16 protein-coding genes are annotated in these 21,206 nt (G+C 71.1%); 8 read left to right on the forward strand and 8 right to left on the reverse strand.

Annotated elements, in window-relative coordinates:
- Positions 1–58 precede the first annotated feature (58 nt).
- Positions 59–1,486, reverse strand: coding sequence for a PepSY-associated TM helix domain-containing protein (locus ACWGO0_RS22985; RefSeq protein ID WP_453538054.1), 1,428 nt, complete (start codon positions 1,484–1,486; stop codon positions 59–61).
- A gap of 44 nt (positions 1,487–1,530) precedes the next feature.
- Complete coding sequence (locus ACWGO0_RS22990; protein WP_453537995.1) at positions 1,531–2,100, reverse strand: hypothetical protein; 570 nt, start codon at positions 2,098–2,100, stop codon at positions 1,531–1,533.
- Between the two features lie 250 nt (positions 2,101–2,350).
- Here ACWGO0_RS22990 and ACWGO0_RS22995 point away from each other — a divergent pair, with 250 nt between their 5' ends.
- Positions 2,351–3,610, forward strand: a complete 1,260-nt coding sequence (locus tag ACWGO0_RS22995; protein ID WP_453537998.1) for a sensor histidine kinase — start codon at positions 2,351–2,353, stop codon at positions 3,608–3,610.
- On the forward strand, positions 3,595–4,242 hold the full coding sequence (locus ACWGO0_RS23000; protein ID WP_453538001.1) for a response regulator transcription factor: 648 nt from the start codon (positions 3,595–3,597) through the stop codon (positions 4,240–4,242). Before ACWGO0_RS22995 ends, ACWGO0_RS23000 begins: the two co-directional genes overlap by 16 nt.
- Before the next feature lie 18 nt (positions 4,243–4,260).
- On the opposite strand, the gene ACWGO0_RS23005 is transcribed toward ACWGO0_RS23000, so the two are convergent.
- Entirely contained in the window at positions 4,261–4,734 is a 474-nt protein-coding gene (locus tag ACWGO0_RS23005) for a MarR family winged helix-turn-helix transcriptional regulator (protein ID WP_453538004.1), read from the reverse strand.
- Between the two features lie 77 nt (positions 4,735–4,811).
- Here ACWGO0_RS23005 and ACWGO0_RS23010 point away from each other — a divergent pair, with 77 nt between their 5' ends.
- Together ACWGO0_RS23010 and ACWGO0_RS23015 are read left to right on the forward strand one after the other, a co-directional pair.
- Complete coding sequence (locus ACWGO0_RS23010; RefSeq protein WP_453538057.1) at positions 4,812–5,363, forward strand: carboxymuconolactone decarboxylase family protein; 552 nt, start codon at positions 4,812–4,814, stop codon at positions 5,361–5,363.
- A 121-nt stretch (positions 5,364–5,484) separates the two neighbouring features.
- Entirely contained in the window at positions 5,485–6,966 is a 1,482-nt protein-coding gene (locus ACWGO0_RS23015) for a DUF1996 domain-containing protein (protein ID WP_453538006.1), read from the forward strand.
- A gap of 32 nt (positions 6,967–6,998) precedes the next feature.
- Here the strand turns inward: ACWGO0_RS23015 and ACWGO0_RS23020 are convergent, their stop codons facing one another.
- Together ACWGO0_RS23020 and ACWGO0_RS23025 are read right to left on the reverse strand one after the other, a co-directional pair.
- Positions 6,999–7,484 (reverse strand): hypothetical protein, encoded by a 486-nt coding sequence (locus ACWGO0_RS23020; protein WP_453538009.1) that lies wholly within the window; start codon positions 7,482–7,484, stop codon positions 6,999–7,001.
- A gap of 52 nt (positions 7,485–7,536) precedes the next feature.
- Entirely contained in the window at positions 7,537–8,283 is a 747-nt protein-coding gene (locus ACWGO0_RS23025) for a class I SAM-dependent methyltransferase (RefSeq protein ID WP_453538012.1), read from the reverse strand.
- A gap of 108 nt (positions 8,284–8,391) precedes the next feature.
- On the opposite strand from ACWGO0_RS23025, the gene ACWGO0_RS23030 reads away from it, so the two are divergent.
- The 4 genes from ACWGO0_RS23030 to ACWGO0_RS23045 all read left to right on the forward strand — a co-directional run bounded on the left by ACWGO0_RS23030 (position 8,392) and on the right by ACWGO0_RS23045 (position 13,174).
- Positions 8,392–10,353 (forward strand): hypothetical protein, encoded by a 1,962-nt coding sequence (locus tag ACWGO0_RS23030; protein WP_453538015.1) that lies wholly within the window; start codon positions 8,392–8,394, stop codon positions 10,351–10,353.
- A gap of 86 nt (positions 10,354–10,439) precedes the next feature.
- Entirely contained in the window at positions 10,440–11,345 is a 906-nt protein-coding gene (locus ACWGO0_RS23035; protein ID WP_453538018.1) for a metal-dependent hydrolase, read from the forward strand.
- 3 nt (positions 11,346–11,348) lie between these two features.
- Positions 11,349–12,416, forward strand: coding sequence for a PDR/VanB family oxidoreductase (locus tag ACWGO0_RS23040; protein ID WP_453538021.1), 1,068 nt, complete (start codon positions 11,349–11,351; stop codon positions 12,414–12,416).
- 35 nt (positions 12,417–12,451) lie between these two features.
- Entirely contained in the window at positions 12,452–13,174 is a 723-nt protein-coding gene (locus ACWGO0_RS23045; protein ID WP_453538024.1) for a TetR/AcrR family transcriptional regulator, read from the forward strand.
- Positions 13,175–13,186: 12 nt separating this feature from the next.
- Here ACWGO0_RS23045 and ACWGO0_RS23050 read toward each other — a convergent pair whose 3' ends face one another.
- The 3 genes from ACWGO0_RS23050 to pulA form a co-directional block, all read right to left on the reverse strand.
- On the reverse strand, positions 13,187–13,537 hold the full coding sequence (locus tag ACWGO0_RS23050) for a 5-carboxymethyl-2-hydroxymuconate Delta-isomerase (protein WP_453538027.1): 351 nt from the start codon (positions 13,535–13,537) through the stop codon (positions 13,187–13,189).
- A 100-nt stretch (positions 13,538–13,637) separates the two neighbouring features.
- Complete coding sequence (locus ACWGO0_RS23055; RefSeq protein WP_453538030.1) at positions 13,638–15,680, reverse strand: ATP-binding protein; 2,043 nt, start codon at positions 15,678–15,680, stop codon at positions 13,638–13,640.
- 209 nt (positions 15,681–15,889) lie between these two features.
- Positions 15,890–21,202 carry a pullulanase-type alpha-1,6-glucosidase gene (pulA, locus tag ACWGO0_RS23060; RefSeq protein ID WP_453538033.1) on the reverse strand — a complete coding sequence of 1,771 codons (5,313 nt, stop codon included), beginning with the start codon at positions 21,200–21,202 and terminating at the stop codon, positions 15,890–15,892.
- Positions 21,203–21,206: the final 4 nt, after the last annotated feature.

Here is a 21,206-nt window from a genome sequence, read left to right on the forward strand (position 1 = left end):
GTCCGGTACGTACCCGTACACGGGAGCCCTGCCCGGGTGGGCAGGGCTCCCGTCGGTGTTACACCGTCGCCCCGGCCTTCGCCTTCAGCTTCGCCAGCCGGCCCAGCACCACGTCGATCACCAGGAAGACCAGCAGGCTGACTCCCAGCATGGGTACGAACCAGCCCACCAGCGCCGTGGCCGCCACGATCGGCAGCAGAACCGGCAGCGGCACCTTGCGCCATGCTCCGCGCGGCATGGGCCGCCCCGCGCTCAGCCCGCGTTCCTTCGTCGGCCTGCGCAGCCACCACATGCGGTAGCCCCAGACGATGAGGAGGACGAGGGAGAGTGCCAGGGCCGCCAGCGCCAACTGGTTGGCCAGGCCGAAGAGGACGCCGGTGTGGGCGTCGATTCCGAAGCGGGTCAGCTTGGCGAGCAACGGGTGTTCGGAGAAGCGCAGTTCGTCGATGACCTCACCGTCGGCCGGGTCGATGGCGACCGAGTCGAGGTGGACCGGGAACTGCGTGTCGGTCTCCTTGACGACGAAGCCGGTGCCCTCCTCCGGCATGACGACCGTGAGCTTTCCGTCGATCCCGGCCACGCGCGCGGAGGCGAGCACCCGGTCGATACCGGTCATCGCGGGCAACTGCGTGCCTTCGTGGGAGCCGCCGTGTTCCGCGTGCTCGCCACCGCCGCTCGGCGCACCTTCGTCGAGGGCGGCGGAGACGACCGGGGTGGCCCCGCCCAGCTGGTCCTGGACGGCGCCGATGTTCTCGCCCGCGTACTTGGACCAGGTGAGCCCTGTGGCGGAGAGCAGGACGAGTCCGGTGACCGCCCAGAGGCCGAGCGAGCCGTGCCAGGAGAGGGTGCGGCGGCGGGACTTGGGACCGCCCTCGGGGACGATCAGCGCCCGCTTCGATGTGCGCTTGCGCCCGATCCACAGGAACAGCCCGCCGAGTGCCACCACCCAGAGCCAGCTGGCTGCCAGCTCGCTGTAGTTGCGGCCGAGGTCTCCGAGGTGGAGGTCCCGGTGGAGTTCGTCGAGCCAGGTGCGCAGCGGGAGGGCGCCCGAACTGCCGTAGCTGGGCAGCTCTCCCCGTACCTCTGCCGTATACGGATCGACGAAGACGGCGAGGGACTTGCCTTCCTCGACCTCGGGGCTGGTCATCAGTACGCGGGTGGTGGCCCCGTCCTCGTACGACGGCCAGACCGCCGTCACCGTGCCCTCGGGGTGCGCCTTCTGCGCGACCTCGACCTGGGTGGAGACCGGGACGGAGCTTTCGCCCACCGGGACCTCCAGCTCATGGCTGTAGAGGATCTTCTCCGCCTGGAAGGAGAGCGCGTAGAGCATGCCGCTGGCCGCGGCGACGAGGAGGAGCGGGGCTATCAGCAGGCCCGCGTAGAAGTGCATGCGCAGGACGAGGGGGCGCAGGGCGCTCCAGGTGGATCTGGATTCGGGTGGCTGGGTTGCCGGGTCTTCGGCGCGTACCGGGTCGTCGATGGCCATGGTGATCCTCGGGAGTCGGCGTGACATGGGGAATGGACCCCAGGTCAGCTGGCTGCTCCGGGGGTCGTGGCGCGGGTCGGGAGGAACACCGGCGGGCCACGCCGCGAGAGGGAGTGCGCGAGTACGACGCCGTGGGAGAGCGAGTTACGGGCACGGGTCCGCGCTCCCGTTGGGAGCTGCGGGGCGTCCGGCAGCCGGACCGCGGTGAGAAGAAGGCGCAGCGGGGTGAAGGCGAGAGCGTCCACGGTGCGCGCGAGTGCGAAGAACGCGGCCTCGCCCAGGGCCAGCCAGAGCGCGCAGACGACGGCGGCGAGGAGGTGGGCGGCGAGCATTCCCGCGTCGCTGTGTCCGCCGGATCCGGCCATCGACATCTCGGCCTGCATGCCTTCCATGCCTCCGACGCCGCTGTGCGGCATGGACGGCATGGACGGCATCGGCGGGTCGGTCTGCGGCTGCGTGGCCGCGAAGATCAGGTGCAGGGTGGCCTGTACGGCGATGAGTCCGGCGCCGATGGATACCGCCCCGCGCCGCCGGCCGCCCCCGAGCCAGCCGATCGCGGCGGTCGTCGTGAAGGCCGCGAGCAGGGCTCCGGCGGGAATGTCATGCCCAGACATGTACGAATGACCCACCGCCGCCAATACGATGCAGACCGCCGCGAAAAGTGCGGCTCGCAGGGCGCGCATCGGCGACCGGGCATCCGTCATGTCCCGCACATCGTGCCACCTGCTCGCCCCCGGCGGAATGGGGCGACGGTGTACCTACCAACACCCTGGTCCGGGGGCGAGCGCCAGTGACCCGAGGGACGGGGGCGGAGAGACTGGGGGCCGGCCCGACGGAAGGGCCCATGACGAGGGGGACAACACCATGAGGACGAAGAGATTCGCTGCGGGAACGCGCGGCGCCGCACTCGCAGCCGCCCGAGGGCTCGCGCTGGCCCTGCTCTCGCTCGCCGGATCCATCACGCTCTTCGTCCTGGCGGTGGTCTCGATCGCCCTCACCGTCATCGGCGTGGGGGTCCTCACCACTCCCTTCGTCCTCACCGCCGTACGCAAGCACGCCAACCAGCGCAGGCTCCTGGCCGCCGAGTGGTCGGGCGTACGGATACCCGTTCCGTACCGGACGATCCCCCGGGACGCCGGCCCTGTCGCACGCTGCGCGCTGATGCTGAAGGACCCGGCGACCTGGCGGGACCTGCAGTGGCTGCTTGTCGATATGACGGCGGGATTCGTGGTGTCGGTCGTCGCCGCAGCGCTGATGATCTACCCGGTGGAGGGGCTCGTCCTGGCGGCCGGACTGTGGCAGGTGTTCCGGGACGACCCGTACTGGTACGGCTTCGTTCCGGTCGACAGCCAGGCGACCGCACTGGCCGCCGCCGCCCTCGGAATCGTGCTCTTCCACGTCGGCCTGCGGGCCGCCGAACCGCTGCTGCGCCTGCACTTCGTGATCGCCCGGTCGGTGCTGGCGCCGACCCAGGAGCAGGAGCTGGCCCAGCGGATCGACCGGCTCACCGAGACCCGGCACGAGGCCGTCGACACGGCCGCCGCCGAACTGCGGCGTATCGAGCGGGACCTGCACGACGGCGCGCAGGCCCGGCTGGTCGCGATGGGCATGAATCTCGGCACGATCGAGGCGCTCATCGAGAAGGACCCCGCACAGGCGAAGAAGATGCTGGCCATGGCCCGCGAGTCCTCCGCCGAGGCCCTGACCGAGCTGCGCGACCTCGTACGGGGCATCCATCCGCCGGTCCTCGCGGAGCGGGGCCTCGGCGACGCGGTGAGGGCCCTGGCCCTGCGCCTTCCTCTTGAGTCGGACGTGACCGTGGAGCTGGCCGGGCGCGCGGGCGCGCCGGTCGAGTCGGCGGCGTACTTCGCGGTCGGCGAGACACTGACGAACGCGGTGAAGCACGCGGGGGCCGACCGCCTCTGGGTGGACATGCACCACAGGGACGGCATGCTGCGGATCTCCGTCACGGACAACGGCAAGGGCGGGGCCCGCGTCGGGTCCGGCTCCGGGCTGAGCGGGATCGAACGCAGGCTCGGTACATTCGACGGCGTACTGGCCGTCAGCAGTCCTGCGGGCGGGCCCACCATGGTGACCATGGAGATCCCTTGCGAGTTGTCCTAGCCGAAGATCTCTTCCTGCTGCGCGACGGTCTGGTGCGCCTGCTGGAGGCGTACGACTTCGAGGTCGCGGCGGCCGTGGAGACGGGGCCCGAACTGGCGCGGGCGCTGGCCGAGTTGAAGCCGGACGTCGCCGTGGTCGACGTCCGGCTTCCGCCGTCGCACACGGACGAGGGCCTGCAGTGCGCCCTCACCGCCCGGCGGGAGCGGCCCGGGCTTCCGGTGCTCGTGCTCTCCCAGCACGTGGAGCAGTTGTACGCACGGGAGCTGCTGGCGGACGGCAACGGCGGCATCGGCTATCTGCTGAAGGACCGGGTCTTCGACGCGGACCAGTTCATCGACTCGGTGCGGCGGGTCGCGGCGGGCGGCACGGCGATGGACCCGCAGGTGATCTCTCAGCTGCTGTCGCGGCGGGCGCAGGACAAGCCGATGGGCCGCCTCACGCCGCGGGAGCTGGAGGTCATCGAGCTGATGGCCCAGGGCCGTTCGAACACGGCGATCGCCTCGCAGATGGTGATCACGGAGCGGGCGGTGGCCAAGCACACGTCGAACATCTTCGGGAAGCTGGCCCTGCCGCCGTCGGACGACGACAATCGCCGGGTGCTCGCGGTGCTGGCGTATCTCGACCGGGGGTAGGTGCCGCCATCCGGCGGATCAGCCCGTGAACCACCCCGCCGCGTCGAGGCGGAAGGCGCCCGCCGGCGCCATCGCCCGCAGATCGGCCTCCATCGCGGCCACGCGTTCGGAGCCGAGGGCGGCGACCCACTCCGCCCGGATGCGGTCGAACTCCCGGGCGGACCTGACCAGCATGTCGATGCCGCGCGGGGCGAGCCGGACGAGCTTGCGGCGGCCGTCCTGCGGATCGTCGACGCGTTCCACGTAACCGAGGGCCTCCAGCTTCTCGACGGTCTTGCCCGCGGCCTGTTTGGACACCCCGAGCCGTCGCCCGATCTCGCTGGCGCTCGCACCGTCCCGCCCGACCGCCTGGAGCGCGAAGCCGTAGGCGGGCCGCGCGTCGGGGTGGCCGTGTGCGGCCAGCTCGCGGTGCAGCTCGTCGATGATCGACCGGAATCCCGCGAACAGCAGCAGCGGCAGCTCGAAGCCCGCACCTCCCTCCGGTTCAGCCATTGCGCATCTCGACAACCTGGTTTACCTTTTCGTCAATCATGTTGTCGAGTTTACCGCGAGAGGTACCCATGTCATCGATCACCTCGTCCGCGTTCCCCGAGCACACCCTCGAAACCGCCCCCGCCGCCGCACGCCGCACCATGGAGGGCGTGGCGAAGAAGTCGGGCTACCTGCCCTCGGCCGTCGCGCGGCTCGCCACGTCGCCGCACCTGCTCGACGGCTTCCTGAAGATCAGCGCGATCTTCGAGTCGACCACGCTCGACCCGCTGTCCCGCGAAGTGGTGATCATGACGATCGCGACCCGGAACGAGTGCCACATCTGCGTGGCGATGCACACCGCGAAGCTCACCGCACTCGGCGCGGACGACAGGCTGATCGCCGCACTGCGCGACGAGCGGACGCCACCGCTCCCCGACGAACGGCTCGAAGCGGTACGGCAGTTCACGCTGGCCGTCGTCGCGACGGCGGGCGCGGTCGACGACGACTCCCTCCAGAACTTCCTGGCGCACGGCTACACCGCGCAGAACGCGCTCGAAGTCGTGCTCGGTATCGGCGCGTACACGATGTCGACGCTCGCGAACCGGCTGACCGGGGCGCCGGTCGATGCTCAAATGGCGGCGTTCGCCTGAGAGTTGAGCATTCAGGTCGATTTGCGAATGGAGATTCCCACGAATTCCACGACCACCTGAACGGGGTGCGCACCCCGCCCGTATGGAACGTCACGCTTCTCCCTCGAAGCAGAGGAGTTCCATGGGACGCACATCGCGCAAGAAACGCAGCTCACTGGCCAATCGGGCGATCGCCGCCTCGGCCGCACTGATTCTGGGCGGAGGTGGACTGGTCGCAGTCAATGTCTACGCGAGCGCGGGAGAAGGATGGTCCGGCTCCCCTCCCGAACAGACCCTCGAAGAGGGCCCCCGGATGTCCACCATCGACTGTCCCGACGTGGGAAACGAACTCCCCGAAGTGCCCGAACAGGCACGCGGGGAGGTCGACCGCGAACTCGCGGCGATGGATACCCAGATCACCGACGCGTACGAACAATTCGCCGACCGGAAGGACGAGATCGCCCAGGATCCGGATCTCGCCGAGAATGCGGTGCTCGGCCCCCTGAGAAGCAAACGGGAGGCGAGTCTCGACCGTATCGGGACCGCGATCGAACGCGTCGCGGACCGGCCGGAGGGACTGGAGGGGCTCGCCCCGTGCACCCTGCGCGCCGACGACAGCAGCGGCGGGGAAACCGGCGGCGGGGAAGGGGACGGCGAGGAGGAACCCGGCCAGGACCCTGACCAGGGCGAGAACCCGGATCCCGACCCTGACCCCGACCCCGACCCCGACCAGCAGGGCAACGGCCCCCAGGCCTCCGACTTCGTCGACATCCAGTCGGTCCAGCCCAACGTCGAACGCCCCCGCCAGCGACGCGGCGCCTCACGCGGTACGTTCACGACCGACTGCGGGCGCAACGAGAACGGCAAATTCAACCCGGACAATGTCATTGTCGCGCCCGGCGTGAGCAACGGCGCCCACCACATGCACGATTACGTGGGCAACCAGGCCAACGACGCGTTCGCGAGCGACGACGATCTCGCCAATGGTGCGACGACCTGCCGCAATCAGGGCGACAAATCCACGTACTACTGGCCGGTGCTGCGCCTCCAGAACGGCCAGGACGAGAACGACGTGGACGCCGACGGCGGTGGAAAGGACCAGAACATCGGGGAGATCCAGACCCCCTCCCAGGTCACCCTGAAATTCGTCGGGTCACCGGCCGGAAAGGTGACGGCCATGCCGCGATTCCTGCGGATCATCACCGGGGACGCGAAGGCATTCACCAATGGCGACGCGAACGCCAACGCCTCCTGGAGCTGCACCGGATTCGAGGACCGACAGCTCAAGGACAAGTATCCGATCTGTCCGGAAGGCAGCCAGGTGGTGCGCTCGTTCGCGTTCCAGAGCTGCTGGGACGGCCAGAACACCGACAGCGCGAATCACCGCACCCATGTGGCCTTCGCGCAGGACGACGGCAGGTGTCCGGACGGATTCCGGGCCATTCCGCAGCTCGTGCAACGCATTGTGTACGACGTTCCGCCGGGCCCCGGATTCGCTGTCGACTCATTCCCCGAGCAGCTGCACAAGCCCGTCACGGATCACGGTGACTTCATCAACGTCTTCGGTCAGAACGCGATGAAGAGGGTGGTGAGCTGCATCAACGACGGACGTAGGTGCCGCTGACCCGGTCGGCGGCACCCCCTGGACCTGCGCGGTCAGCTCTCGTGGTGACCGGAGTGCCCTTCCTCGCTCCCCCCACTGCCACTACTCCCCGAGTGGTGCGGCGAGGCGGTCTCCACCGTCCCCCCGAGCCGGCCGCGCAGCGCCGCGACCACCTTCGGTTCGCCGACCGCCACCCACTTCCGGCCGACCAGATACGAGCCGCCGTAGTCGTTGGCCTCGTCGAGCCACTCCCGCTGCCCGCGATCGGTGGCGAAGGTGGCCAGCACATAACGTCCTTCACCGGTCCGGCAGTTGGCCTGCCGGATCTCCTTCGCGTCGGTCTGGAGATTCGGCTCGCAGCGCGCCTTGGCGGCCAGTTGCTCCAGCGTCCCGGTCGCGGTCGGCGGTACGTCGCCTTCGCCGTCGCCGTCGCCGTCCGCCGCTCCCCCGCCGCACCCGGCCAGGAGTGCCACTCCGACGAGCACGGCGGCGGCAGCCCTACGACCCTGCCCTCGGCGCAGCTCCAGCTGTGTCACCATCCGCCCATCGTGCCCCGCAGCCCCCTCCCGGCGCGGCGGAACGGCAGATTCTTCACGGTCGGGCGACGGCGAGGCTCACGACGTAGGTTTCCTCGACCGTGCCGTCCGGGAAGAGGCCGGCCAGCACCTCGCGCTCCTCCGAGAGGAAGCCGTGCGCCTCTTCCTTCCCCATCACCAGAAAGGCTGAGTGGCTGCCGAGGTTGGCCACGTGCACATCGAGCGGCACCCGGCGGCTCCAGGACACCTGGCGCGTGGCGAAGTCGAGTGCGGACGGCAGCCGGTGGATGCGGGTCTGGACGTGGAACGCGGTCTCGTCGGCACCGAAGAAGCGCGTCATGCGGGCGTCCTGGCCGGCGATCCACGGCACCCTCGGATCGGAGTCGTTCCACCACAGGGCGAGCGCACCGCCGGGGCGCAGCACCCGGCGGGCTTCCGGGACCGAACGATCCGGGTCGGTCCAGTGCCATGCCTGCGCGTAGGTGAGCAGGTCGAGCGAGCCGGACGCCAGCGGGAGGTGGTTGCCGTCCCCCCGGACGAGGGGTACGTCGGGGAGGGTCCGGCGGAACTGTGCCGCCATGCCGTCGCCGGGTTCGACAGCCGTCACCCGGCCTCCGCGGGCGGCCAGGAGCGCGGTGCCGAGGCCGGTGCCCGCCCCGATGTCCGCGACCCGCGCACCTGCCAGGCCGAACCCGGCAAGCTCCTCGACGGCGTCGAGGAGGGCCGGTGGGTAGGAGGGGCGGTTCGCGGCGTATACGGCGGCGGCCCCGTCGAAGGATCGTGCACGCGAGGTGGTCGTCATGACGTCATCATGGTCAGTCCCCGCCCGCCGCGCGGGCGAAACGACGTACACGGCAGTCACCCCCGCCCACCGGAGTGACCATCGCACCATTCGCTCGTTCTGCTGAACATGCCCCCGAGTCGAGCAGTGCCGTCCTCCGTCGAGCGCCCCCTTCTCGGGCCGGTCGATCCGGAGCAGGTGGATGCCGCGCTGGTCGAGCACTACACCCGGTTGACGCGGATCGGGTATCTCGTGCTGCCGGCGTCGCTCGGGCGCGGTCGTCGGGTGCTGACGGCGCACGGGCTCGTCCAGCGGGCGTTGCCGCGGTCGCGTGCGGGGGATTCGGGGGCGCGGCTGCCTTTGCCTCGCAGGCCGGGTGGGGCTTCCGGGGCGGATCCGGGTTATGCGGATCTGCGGGTGCGGGTGGTGCGTTCGGCGTTGGGGGCCGGGGATCCGTCGCGTCGGCGGGCGTGGACGCGGTGGGTGCGGGTGCCTCCGGCCGTGCCGCAGGTGTGGGGGCTGCGGCTCTTTCCCCGCTCCGGCGGGGCGGAGGAACTCGCTCTGGAGCAGGCGCTGTCCGCCGTCTCGGGGGCGGGCCGGGCCGCCCATGTGCTGCGTGGGCTGGAAGGGCTCGCGGACGCGGAGGTGTGCCGGGTGCTCGCTGCCGCCGGGGTGGAGGACCCGAGTGCGGCGCTGGTGGAGGCGGATGCGGTGACCGCGCCGCACGCGCTGCTGGCGTCCCCGGAGTTCGATCCCTGTTCGCTCCAGGCGCGGCCCACCGATCTGTTGCTCCGGCGTCGGCGTGCGAGGGCCGCGCTGGCCGGGTTCGGGGCGCTGGTCGCGTGCGGGGCTCTGCTGGTGATGCCGGGGGGCGGCTGGGGGCAGGACGGAACCGCTGCGCCGGGTGACGTACGTAATTCGGCGGCCCAACAGGCCCTGGAGCCGGAGGCGTTACGCCGGGTGGCGCCGACGTTCTGGCAGCGCTCGGCCCGTACCGACTTCACGGTCTGGCCCGCCCGCGGCAACCGCACCCGGGATACCGGGCTGCTGCGCCGTGCCCTTTCCGTGTGGGCGCTGCCCGGTTCGGCCGACCGGTCGAGCGCGACGCCCAGGACGCCCACGGGCCCGCCGATGGGGCCGCCGCAGCTGCTGTACGCGGGAGTGGTCGACGAGGCCGCCGTGGTGCTGTTCCACGACGGGCTGCGCATCGTGCGGTACGCCGAGTCCAGCCGTGCGGGTACGGGCCGGGGCGCCGTGCTCGACTTCGCGCGGGTCGACGGTGCGGACCTCGCGGGCTCGAACGCCCTGGTCGTGGGCCGTCCGCACGGCCGGGTCCGCTATCTGACGGCGCCCTGGGTGCGCGACGTGGCCGTACGGGACCTGCGCTCACCGCACGCGCCGCCGCGCGCCCTGGCCCGCGGCGCCGACGGGGTGACCGCCGCACTGGCCGGGCCCGGGGGCACCGCCGGGGAGTGCGGGTCCTGGGACGCCCTGGAGGTACGGGACGCGCAGGCAGTCCGGCTGCTGACCGATCTCGGCGAGCTGACCCCGGTCCGGCTGACGTCCGGGGACCCGTCCGCGGCGCACGACGTGTCGGGGCGGGCCGAGCGGGAGAGCTGGGCGCGGACCGCGTGTCTGCTGCCCGCCGTGCGGGCCGGCGGCGTGCGGTCGGTGAACTCCTGGCTGTTCGCGCGGCAGCCGCTCCCCGAGGGCGGCGGCGCCGCGCGGTGGCTGTGCGTCCGGGCCGAGACCTGGCGGGGTACGGGAAGCAGGGTGCTGGCCGAGTTCCAGGCGCCGGCGGAGCCGTCGGGCGGGGCCGCCGCCCCGGGGGCGGTCGCGGCGCGCGCCGAGGACTCGCCGGCCTGCGGCCCTCGCGATCCGCGGGTGCTGGCCGGTGTGCTGTGGAAGTCGGCGGGCGGGCGGTGGTACGTACTGGCGGCGGGCTCCGGGCAGTTCGCCTCGCTGACCACATCCGGGGGCGTGGTGGGCAGCTCCCGGGGGCGGCTGCTGGCGGTGCGGGCCCGCGCCGGTGACAGGGCCGAGCTCAACGGGCTGCTGACGGACGGCCGCTGGGCCGGCGCCCTGCGCTGAGGGTCCGGACGCTCCGTACCCGATTTCGCGCAGGAATTCGCTGCATGCCCCTGTCCCCCTCGCTTACCCGTCAGTACATTGACAGCATGTCTAACACGCAGCCAACGGCGGTCGCGTCGGAGCGGACCCCGCTCAAAGCCCGCAAGGTCTCCTTCGACTGGGAGAAGACACCCCTGCACTGGGTGCCGGGCGACCCGTTCACCGCGCACACCATCAACGTGCTCCACCTGCTCCTGCCCGCCGGGGAGCGCTGGTTCATCCACGTGTACCGCCAGGTGCTGCCGTACATCCACGACGAGAAACTGCGCCAGGACGTCATCGGCTTCATCGGCCAGGAGGCCGTGCACTCCCAGGCCCACGACGACGTACTGCCGCATCTGAAGCAGCTCGGCCTCGATCCGACCCCGTACACCGCGCAGATCGACTGGTTCTTCGAGAAGCTGCTCGGCGACAGGACGCTGCCGCCGGGACGGGCCCGTAAGTGGTGGCTGATGGAGCGGGTCGCGACCATCGCCGCGATCGAGCACTACACCGCCTTCCTCGGTGACTGGATACTCAACGCCGACGCGCTCGACCGGCGCGGCGCCGATCCCACGATGCTGGATCTGCTGCGCTGGCACGGCGCCGAGGAGGTCGAGCACCGCTCCGTCGCCTTCGACGTGTTCATGCATGTCGACGGCGGCTACCGGCGGCGGGTGCGGACCTGGGCGACCGCGTTCACCGCGCTCGTCTTCCTCTGGCAGCGCGGCACCCGCTTCTTCATGGAGAACGACCCGAGCCTGTTGGACGGCAAGGCGTCGTTCAGGGAATTCGTGGCGAGCGGCAGGAAGGGCACTCTGCCCGGCACGGGCTCCATCGTGCGCTCCATCCCCACGTATCTGAGCCGTGCGTACCACCCCTCGCAGGAGGGCAGTACGGCCCAGGCACTCGACTACCTCGCCCACTCGCCCGCGGCCCTGGCGGCCGAGGCCCGGATGCCGGGAAAGAACTGAGACATGGCCCTTCCCCGACTGCGCACCCTCGTCCTGGTCACCGGCGCCGCCGTGCTCGCCCGGCGTGCGCTGCGCCGCCGCATCGAGGCGTCACCGCTGTGGCCCATGCCCGCCCTGGCGGACCCGGTCTCGGGCCACTCCGAGCGGCGCTCCACCACCACCCGGCCGTTGCTGATCACCGCGCGGGACGTGGTCGCCGAAGGCGTCGTACGGCTCCGGCTGGCGGGCGACGGCCTGCCGGCCTGGCAGCCGGGTGCGCATCTGGACCTGGTGCTGCCGTCCGGTCTCGTCAGGCAGTACTCGCTCTGCGGGGACCCGGCCGACATCGACGCGTACACCATCGCGCCGCGCCTCGTCGAGGACGGCAGGGGCGGTTCGCGCGAGGTCCACGGGCAGCTCCACGAGGGCACGGAGGTACGCGTCCGCGGGCCGCGCAACCGCTTCCCGCTCGTCGAGGCCCCCGCCTACGTGTTCGTGGCGGGCGGCATCGGCATCACTCCGATCCTGCCGATGCTGCGGGCCGTCGCGGCATCGGGCGCCGACTGGCGACTGCTGTACGGGGGCCGTTCGCGCGCCTCCATGCCGTTCCTCGACGAGATCGACGGGGACGACGGCCGGGTGACCGTGGTACCGGAGGACGAGGCGGGCCGTCCGGACGCCACCGCGGTACTGGCGGGGGCGGCGCGAGGCACGGCGGTCTACGTCTGCGGCCCGGAACCCCTGATGGACGCGGTGGCCGCCGTACTCCCCGAGGGCTGCTCCCTCCACCTGGAACGCTTTACGGCCGCCGCCGGCGCGGACCAGGCATCGACGGCCTTCGAGGTCGAACTGCGCCGTTCCGGCAGGACCGTTCAGGTCGCCGCGGGCCAGTCGGTGCTGGCAGCCGTGCGCGAGGAGCTCCCGTACGTCTCGTACTCCTGCGAGCAGGGCTTCTGCGGCACCTGCCAACAGACGGTCCTGGAGGGCGAGATCGACCACCGGGACGAACTGCTGACGGACGCCGAGCGCGCGGACTCGATGCTCCTGTGCGTCTCGCGCTGCCGCGGCGAACGGCTGGTCCTCGACCTCTGACACGTCCAGGGGGCCGCCCCGGCTAGGCTGTTGGCATGACGACCGGGGTGCGGCGCAGGATGGGCGTCGAAGAGCGCAGGCAGCAGCTGATCGGTGTCGCGCTGGAGTTGTTCAGCCACCGCTCCCCCGATGAAGTGTCGATCGACGAGATCGCGGCTGCCGCGGGTATCTCACGGCCGCTCGTCTACCACTACTTCCCGGGGAAGCAGAGCCTGTACGAGGCGGCGCTCGGGCGGGCGGCCGACGAGCTGGCGGGCCGGTTCCTCGAACCGCCCGAAGGGCCCCTGGGCGCACGGCTGCTGCGGGTGATGGGCCGGTTCTTCGACTTCGTCGAGGAGCACGGCCCCGGCTTCGCCGCGCTGATGCGCGGCGGTCCCGCGGTCGGCTCCTCGACGGCGAACGCCATGATCGACGGGGTGCGCCAGGCCGCGTACGAGCAGATCATCAGCCACCTCGGCGTCCAGGACCCGCCCGCCCGGCTGGAGTTGGTCGTACGCTCCTGGGTCTCGCTCGCCGAGGCGACGGCCCTGATCTGGCTCGACGGGCGGCGCATCCCGCGCGCCGAGCTGGAGATGCAGCTCGTGCACGATTTCGCCGCGCTCGCCGCGGTCAGCGCCGCCTACAACCAGGAGATGGCCGGCGTCGTGCTGCGGGTCCTCGCCCAGGAGCCGGTGGACGGCCCCTTCGGAGATCTGCTGACCCGCCTGTCGACGCTGGCCCCGTCCGTGCCCGCGGTGCCCCCGCAGCGCAGGCCGTGACGCGGCTCCGGGTCAGTTCTTCCGGTAGGACAGGTCGAGCTCCCGGGTCTCGGCCGAGGCGTGGACCACCAGGTCGTCGGCGGTCTTGAGATACCCGGCCAGCAGCTCCAGGACGGACTCGGTCAGCCGCGCCTTCGTCTCCGATGTGCGGCCGGACAGCAGACCGATCGAGACGTGCACGATCGCGTCACCCTCGGGGGCGTCCCCGACGACGGACTCCTCCACACGACGGAACCTCGTCTTGCAGTTGGGGATCTTCGTCGTGACGGTCTCGGCGACCAGCGGATGCAGGGCGAGGGCGAAACCGCGACGGTCGAAGGTGTCGTCGAGCTCGGCGGAATAGTCGACGGTGATCTGCGGCATCACGTGCTCCTGTGTACGGGTCGGGCTGGTTGTCGGACCTCAGCCTTACGGTTGTCCACATAACAGCACAAGCGCGTCCGCCCCTCGGGCACCCGTGTGCTCAGGTACGCGGCCGGTCCAGGAGTGCCGCGGCCAGGCCCGCCTCCGCGTTGTCCGTCTGGCCCCGGTCGAAGGCGCGCTGGTAGGCGGCGTCGCCCGCGGCGGCCCGGGCCTGGCGCTCGCAGGTCTCGCGTACCGGGCCCAGCTCCGGCGTACCCCGCTGCGGGTGGCCGACCATGCGCCAGTAGGCCTGCCCCGTGCCGTACACCTGCGCGGCCTGGACGCCTGCTCCCTGGGCGGCGATCGCGGCGGCGAGGATGTCCAGGGCGAGGGCGACGCCGAAGCTGTCGCGGAGCCGGTGTTTGCCCGCGAGTGCCGACCGGGCGTGTGCGGCGGCTGCCCGGGGGCGGTCCTGGAGCAGGGCGATCAGGGCCAGTTGGTAATCGGCGTAGGAGCGGGTCCAGTGTTCGGCCTGTGTCTCGCAGGCGGTGCGCAGGACGGCGGCTGCGTCGGCGGCGTCGGCGAGTCTGCCCACCGCGGTCAGGGCGAAGACGGTGACCAGGTGGCAGCGCAGCCGGTACGCCGATCCGACGGGTGCCGCCTCGGTGTCCCGGAGTACGCGTTCGATCGCGTCGAGGGCGGCCTGGGGCTTTCCGGTCATCAGATGGGTGATGCCGCTGAGGTAGGTGGCGCTCAGCATGCCCTCGTGGTCCTCGTCGCGGAGCGCGTCCTGCGCGCACAGGCCGCCCAGGCTCCGGGCGGTCGGGTAGTCGCCCTGGAGCAGCGCCGCGACACCGAGCACGCACTGCAGCCTCGTGCGGTCGGGGCCCGGGACCCGGGAGGCGTCCAGGGCCCGCTGGGCGTAGGCGCGGGCCTCGGGCAGGTGCCCGCAGCAGCTCCAGAAGAAGCCGACCCGGCCCGTCATCTCCTGGGCCGCCCCGGTGTCGTGGACCAGGAGATGGTCGAGCGCGGCGCACAGGTCGTGATGTGCGTCGGAGATGCGGTGGTACCAGGTGAGCTGTTCCCGGCCGGCCCATCCGGCGTGGGCGCGGCGGGCCAGACCGAGGAAGCAGGCGGCGTGCCGGCAGGCGGCGGCCTTCTCCTCACCGAGTTCGGCGAGCCACATCTGCCCGTACTCGCGCAGGGTGTCGAGCATGTGGTGGCGGTCGCCGTCCCGTTTGACCACGGACTTGGCGACAAGCCCCCGCAGTGCCGCGCTCACGCCGTCGGGGGTGAGCGGTCCTTCGGCGCACACCTCGCGGGCCACGGATTCGTCGAAGTCGTTGCGCAGGGGGGTCAGCCGGGCCCAGAGGAGGCGCTCCAGCGGGGTGCACAGCTCGTGGCTCCAGCCGATGGTGGTGCGCAGGGCGCGGTGGCGGCGGGGCCACAGCGAGTCGTCGGTGAGGGTGTCGAGGCGGGAGCCGATGCGGGCGGCGATCTGCTGGAGGCTGTGCTGCCCCGCGCCCGCCGCCGCGAGTTCGATGGCGAGCGGGATGCCTTCGAGGCGGCGGCAGATCTCCCTGGCCGCCGAGGCGTTGTCCGGTGTGTCGAGACGGACCTTGGGGTCGGCCGCGCTCACCCGGTCGCGGAAGAGGGCGAGGGCGTCGGTGGCGTCATCGACGGGCAGCGGCGGTACGTGGACGATCTGCTCGCCCCGCGTACCGAGCGGCTGCCTGCTGGTGGCGAGCACGGTCAGTCCGGGTGAGGTGGTGAGGATCTCGCCCAGCAGGTGCCCGCAGGAGGCCCGCAGATGTTCGCAGGAGTCGAGGACGAGCAGCAGTCGCTTGTCGGAGAGCCATTCGCACAGGGCGTCGACGGGCATCCGCAGGGTGTGGTCGGCGAGTCCGACCGCGTCGGAGACGGTGGCCACCAGCAGCCCGTCGTCGTACAGGGGGGAAAGGTCCGCCCACCACACGCCGTCGGGATGGCGGGTGGCGGACCGGCGGCCGGCAGCCCGGACCGCGAGCCGGGTCTTGCCGACTCCGCCCGGGCCGATGAGTGTGGTCAGCCGGTGTGTGTCGAGTGCGTGTTCCAGCCGGGCCAGCTCTGTCCGCCGTCCGACGAAACTCGTCGTCTCGTCGGGAAGGTTACCCACCAAGGTCATCGTCACCGTCCGCGCGCTCGGGCATCGGCCCGTCGGCGGGGCAGCGGACTCCGGACCGCCCCCTGCTGACCGGACCGGCCGGCCCCGGCTCCGGGACCCCAGTGGGGGTCGGAGCCGTGACCGGCCGGTGTGACCAGGGCGGACCCGCACGGTGTCCTGCCTGTTCGGGTCCTTCGCCGACGTCTGCCGTCACCGTAGACCCATCTCGGTCAGCGCAGCGAGAAGACGGCGACCGTACGTCCTGGGACGGTGAAGCTGCCGGATTCCTCGTCGTACGAGGCCTTCTTGACGGTAAGGTCCGCGCCCGCCGCCTGGACGGGGTGCAGCTCGTACGTCTTGCCCGCCTGGTCCGGGAGCTGCTGGCTCTCGGTGCCGGGGGTGGCGTTGATGACGACGACCAGCTCGCCGAGGCGCATCGTGATCACCCCGGGTGTCTCGCCGGTGCCGGAGAGCGGGAACGACAGTGCGGACTGCACCTGCTCGGTGGTGGTGAGGGAGAACTCCTTCTCGGTGGTGCGGATGGTCAGCAGGTCCTGGTACGCGGCGGATGCGCCGTCGATCTGCGGGCACCCGGGGGTGAGTGTGGCGGAGGTCAGCAGCGGCTTCGCGTAGGACCACTTGTCCTTGTTGTCGGCGGCGGGCGGGAGGCCGCGGCCGAAGCCGTTGCCGTCGCGGCAGTCCCAGTGCAGGGCGTTGAACCAGTCGCCGCTGTCGTAGGAGTTGCGGTCGAGGGACTTCGAGCGCAGCAGGTCGGTGCCCGCCTGCGAGAGCGAGGGGCCCTGGGAGAGCGTGGACGCCGCCATGGCCAGGACCTGCATGCGTGCCCGGTCGGCCGCCGGGGTGGCCGCCGGGAGCTTGAAGGCGAGCGCGTCGTACAGCGTCTCGTTGTCGTGGGCGTCGGAGTAGGCGAGGGCGTCTCCGGGCGCCGCCGCGTATCCGGCGGGCGCGCCGTTGTAGTCGACGGCCGAGCCCTTCACCGTACGGCCGCTGCTGTCGGTGAAGGTGTAGTCGGCGAGGTTGCCGGTAAGACCGACCTTGATCAGGTCCTGGTAGTGCAGCAGCCGGGCCTTCTGCTCGGCCGGGGTGCCGTTGGCCTTCGAGGTGTTCGGGTCGGTGTAGAGCCCGCTCGCGAAGCCCTGGACGCCGGGGTCCTCGTCGAAGGGGCCGCCGCCGCGCACCGCGTCGCGGGCCCGGTCGGAGAAAGTGGCGATGCCGGTGCCGGCCATGTGCTTCTGGGTGGCCTGGACGAAGCGGGCGTCGTCGGCGATCTCCCCGAAGTTCCAGCCCTCCCCGTACAGGATGATCTTCTTGCCGTCGACGCCGTCCTTGGCGACGGTCAGCTCGTCGAGGGCCTTGCGCACCGCGAGGATGTTGTCCTTCGGGTGGTGGCCCATCAGGTCGAAGCGGAAGCCGTCGACCTTGTACTCCTTGGCCCAGGTGACGACCGAGTCGACGACGAGCTTGCCCATCATGGTGTTCTCGGGCGCGGTGTTGGCGCAGCAGGTGGAGGTGGCGACGGTGCCGTCCTCCAGGAGCCGCTGGTAGTAGCCGGGCACGATGCGGTCGAGGACGGACTTGTCGTCCTGGCCGGAGGCGACGGTGTGGTTGTAGACGACGTCCATGACGGTGCGCAGTCCGGCGCCGTTCAGTCCCTGTACCATCCGGCGGAACTCGACGGTGCGCTTGGTGCCGTCCGGGTCGGAGGCGTACGAGCCCTCGGGGACCGTGTAGTGCAGGGGGTCGTAGCCCCAGTTGAAGGCGTCCTTCCCGGCGGCCTTCGCGACGCAGGCCTGCTGCTCCTCGGAGTCGGGGGCGTAGACGGACAGTTCGCAGCCGGGCTGCTGCTGGCCGGACTTCTTCTCCGGGATGGTCCCGATGTCGAAGGCGGGCAGCAGGTGGACGTAGCTGGTGCCGGAGCCCGCGAGCTCCTTGAGGTGGCGCATGCCGTCCGAGCGGGTGTCGGTGAAGGCGAGGTACTCGCCGGGGTGCTCGGACGTCCGGTCCGCGATCGAGAAGTCGCGGATGTGCAGCTCCTGGATCTGGGCGTCACGCAGCGGGGCCGCGGCGGGCTTCTTCAGTCCCGACCAGCCGCGCGGGGCCAGTTCCGGGTCGGTCAGGTCGACGACGAGGCTGCGGGCGGAGTCCGCGGTCAGTGCGGTGGAGTACGGGTCGGTGACCTTGTTGGTGACGGTCTTCTGGACGGTCGGCGCCCAGACGTTCACCACGTACCGGTAGGGCTTGCCCTGCCAGCTCTCCTTGCCCGTGACGGACCAGACCCCCGTGGAGGCGTCGCGCCGCATCGGGACGGACTTGCCGTCGAGTTCGAGGGAGACGGTACGGGCGGTGGGTGCCCAGACGGACAGGGTGGGCGTCCCGTGGCGGAAGACCGGGCCTAGCGAGGCGCTGCTCGCCTTCTTCCCGTACAGGTCGTCCAGCACACCGGCGGTCTGCACCCCGGTGGCGCCGAGCAGGGCGCCGTTCGCTGCGCGCTGGGTGGCGATCAGCTGGCCGCGCAGGGAGGCGCGGACCCTGTCCCGGTCGCGTACGTCGACGGTGAACGCCGGGTAGTCCTTGAGGTGCGGGTACTTCGCCTTCTGCGCGTCGGTGAGCGCCGAGGCGTTGAGCCGCAGCCACTGTCCCTCGTCGGAGAGCGCGCCGTCGACGACGGAGATCCCGCCGTCCTCGGCGTACACGAGCTGCTGGCTGGTGGCGTCGGTGGACTTCACCTTCCAGACGACGGTGTCGGCGTCGATCCACTGGGCCCCGGCCTTGGTGAGGTCCGGGGCGGGGGCGCCGCCTGCCTGCGGGAGGAGGTAGCCGGGCTTTCCGCCGAGCATCCAGACCTCGTGACCGTTGGACGCGATGTCCAGGGACTGGTCGCTCGGGAGGTCCTTCTCGTCGCCCTTGTGGAGGATGTAGCTGAGCGAGGTGGCGCCCGCGGTGAGCGGGACCTCGAAGGTGACGCCGTAGGCGTCCTTCCTCACCGGCTGGAGGGGCTTGGCCCAGTCGGTGGGGTTCGCGGCCCCGGTCCAGGTGTGGAGCCCCCAGCCCTCGTAGTCGCCGTCGGTCCTGTGGTAGTTGAGGACGGCCTTGGTGGTGTCCTGCGGCGGGTTGGCGCCGTCGGGCGCCTCGGTGGCCTGGCCGTCCTTGCCCTGCTCGATCCAGACCTGGCCGGTCCGCGCGAGGTCGACGGTGCGCTGCGGCCCGTCGGCGGTGGCGCCCTTCTCCACGGTGTACGGGACGGAGGACGCGCCCTCGTCGACCGCGACCCAGGCGAACGCGCCGTAGGCGTCCCGCCCGATGAAGTCGGCGCTCTTGCCGCCCGACTTCAGCTGCCAGCCCTCGTAGTCGCCGTCGGCGCGCTTGTAGTGGACGACGGCGTAGTCGCGTTCCACGGCGACGGGCTTCTCGGCCGGCGGGGCCTGGCCCGCGGTGGTCGTGGCGAGGGCGCTGGAGGTACGGCCCGTGCGGTCGACCACGACGGCCTTGTACCGCAGGGCGGTTCCGGCCTTCACCGATCCGTCGAGGTACTGGGTCACCTTGTACGGGGCGTGGTCGGCGGAGCCGAGCGTGCGCCACTTGCCGTTGCCGGTCTGCGCGGCGAAGACGACGCGGTTGAGCTGTCCGCCGTCCACGTCCGCGGTGAGCTCGACGGTGCCGGTGGCTCCGGCGGCGGGTGCCTTCAGGGTGAGGGAGGGCTTGGCCTCCGGGGTGCCCAGCGGCCGGTCGGCGCGGAGCACGACGCTGGAGAGCGCGGGGACGGTGACGGTGATCTTCTTGTCGGCGGCGCTGCGGACGGTGCCTGAACCCCCGTACAGCGTGCGGAAGTTCATGTCGGCCGACCCGGTGGTCAGCTCGACGGTCTTCGCCTCGGTGCCGTTATTGGTGGCGACGACGTACTCGTACGGGCGCTTGGTGTCCGTACGGGAGAAGGCGTGGACGGACCCTTCCGCGTACCGCTCGGTCTGTGTGCCGTCGCGCAGTGCCGGGTGCTCCTTGGTCAGCTTCGACAGGGCGGCGATGGAGCGGTAGAGGGGGTGCTCGGTGTCGTACGCGTCGGAGGCGTGCGTACGGTCCGTGCCGAGCTGGTCGTCGTCGAGGTAGTCGGCGGTCTTCGAGGCGAAGAGGGTCTGCCGTGCGTCCTTGTCGCCGCCCGCGCCGGTGAAGCCCTGCTCGTCGCCGTAGTAGATCACCGGGTTGCCCCGGCCGAGGAACATCAGCTCGTTGGCGAGGCGGGCCCGGCGGACCAGTTCGGCGTCGTCGGCCTTCGGGTTGTCCTGCTTCAGGAAGGTGCCGATGCGGCCCATGTCGTGGTTGCCGAGGAAGGTCACCTGCTCGTAGGCGTTGGCCTTGTCGGTGGTGTACCGGTAGTCGTCCGCGTACACGGCGGCCATCTTCGAGGCCGGGGCGCCCTGGGAGGCGTACTGCCTGGCCGCTTCCTGGAAGGGGAAGTCGAGCGTGGAGTCCAGCCGGCCACGGGTGACGTAGGGCGAGGTGATCGCGGTGTCGGCGGAGTAGACCTCGCCGAACATGAAGAAGTCGTCCCGGCCGCGCTTGGCCGCGTAGTCGTCGAGGGCGGTCGCCCACTGGGTCCAGAAGTCCAGGTCGACGTGTTTGACCGTGTCGATGCGGAAGCCGTCGATGTCGAAGTCGCGGACCCACTTCTCGTAGATCTTCTCCATGCCGGAGACGACCTCGGGGCGCTCGGTCCACAGGTCGTCGAGCCCGGAGAAGTCGCCGTACTCGGTGGACTCGCCTGCGTAGGTCGAGTCGCCCCGGTTGTGGTACATCGTGGGGTCGTTGAGCCAGGCGGGCACCTTGGTGCCGGCGCTCTCGGGGGTGTACGGGAAGGAGGTCTTGTCCACCTTCGCCATGCCCGCGCTGTCGTCGAAGGGGCGGCCGTCCTCGTCGAGGTACGGGAAGGCGCCCTTGGGCTTGTAGCCGTACTTCTTCTCGGCGTAGTCGACGGTGTCGGCGGTGTGGTTGGTGATGACGTCGAAGAAGACCTTCATGCCCTTGCCGTGGGCCTTGTCGATCAGCTTCGAGAGGTCGGCGTTGGTGCCGAAGTGCGGGTCGACCTGGGTGAAGTCGGTGATCCAGTAGCCGTGGTAACCGGCCGACGCGTCCTTGCCCGTGCCCTGGACGGGGCGGTTCTTGAAGATCGGGGCGAGCCAGATGGCGGTGGTGCCGAGGCCCTTGATGTAGTCGAGCCTGCTGGTGAGCCCCTTCAGGTCGCCGCCCTGGTAGAAGCCCTTGTCTGTGGGGTCGTAGCCGGTCTCCAGCCGCGATCCGGTCAGCCCGCCGCGGTCGTTGGAGGTGTCGCCGTTGGCGAACCGGTCGGGCATCACGAAGTAGAACTGCTCGCGGGTCAGGTCGTGCCGGGCCGGTGCGGCGGCCAGCTTGGCGTCCGACGGCGGGGCGGGGGGCTTCTGCGCGGCGGACGCGGATGCCGCCGGTACGACGGGGATGAGCGCCGCACACAAGGCGGCGACGGCTCCCCGTCTGAGGGTGGTTCGGGACACGGGA

The sequence above is a fragment of the Streptomyces sp. NPDC055749 genome, assembly GCF_053617235.1.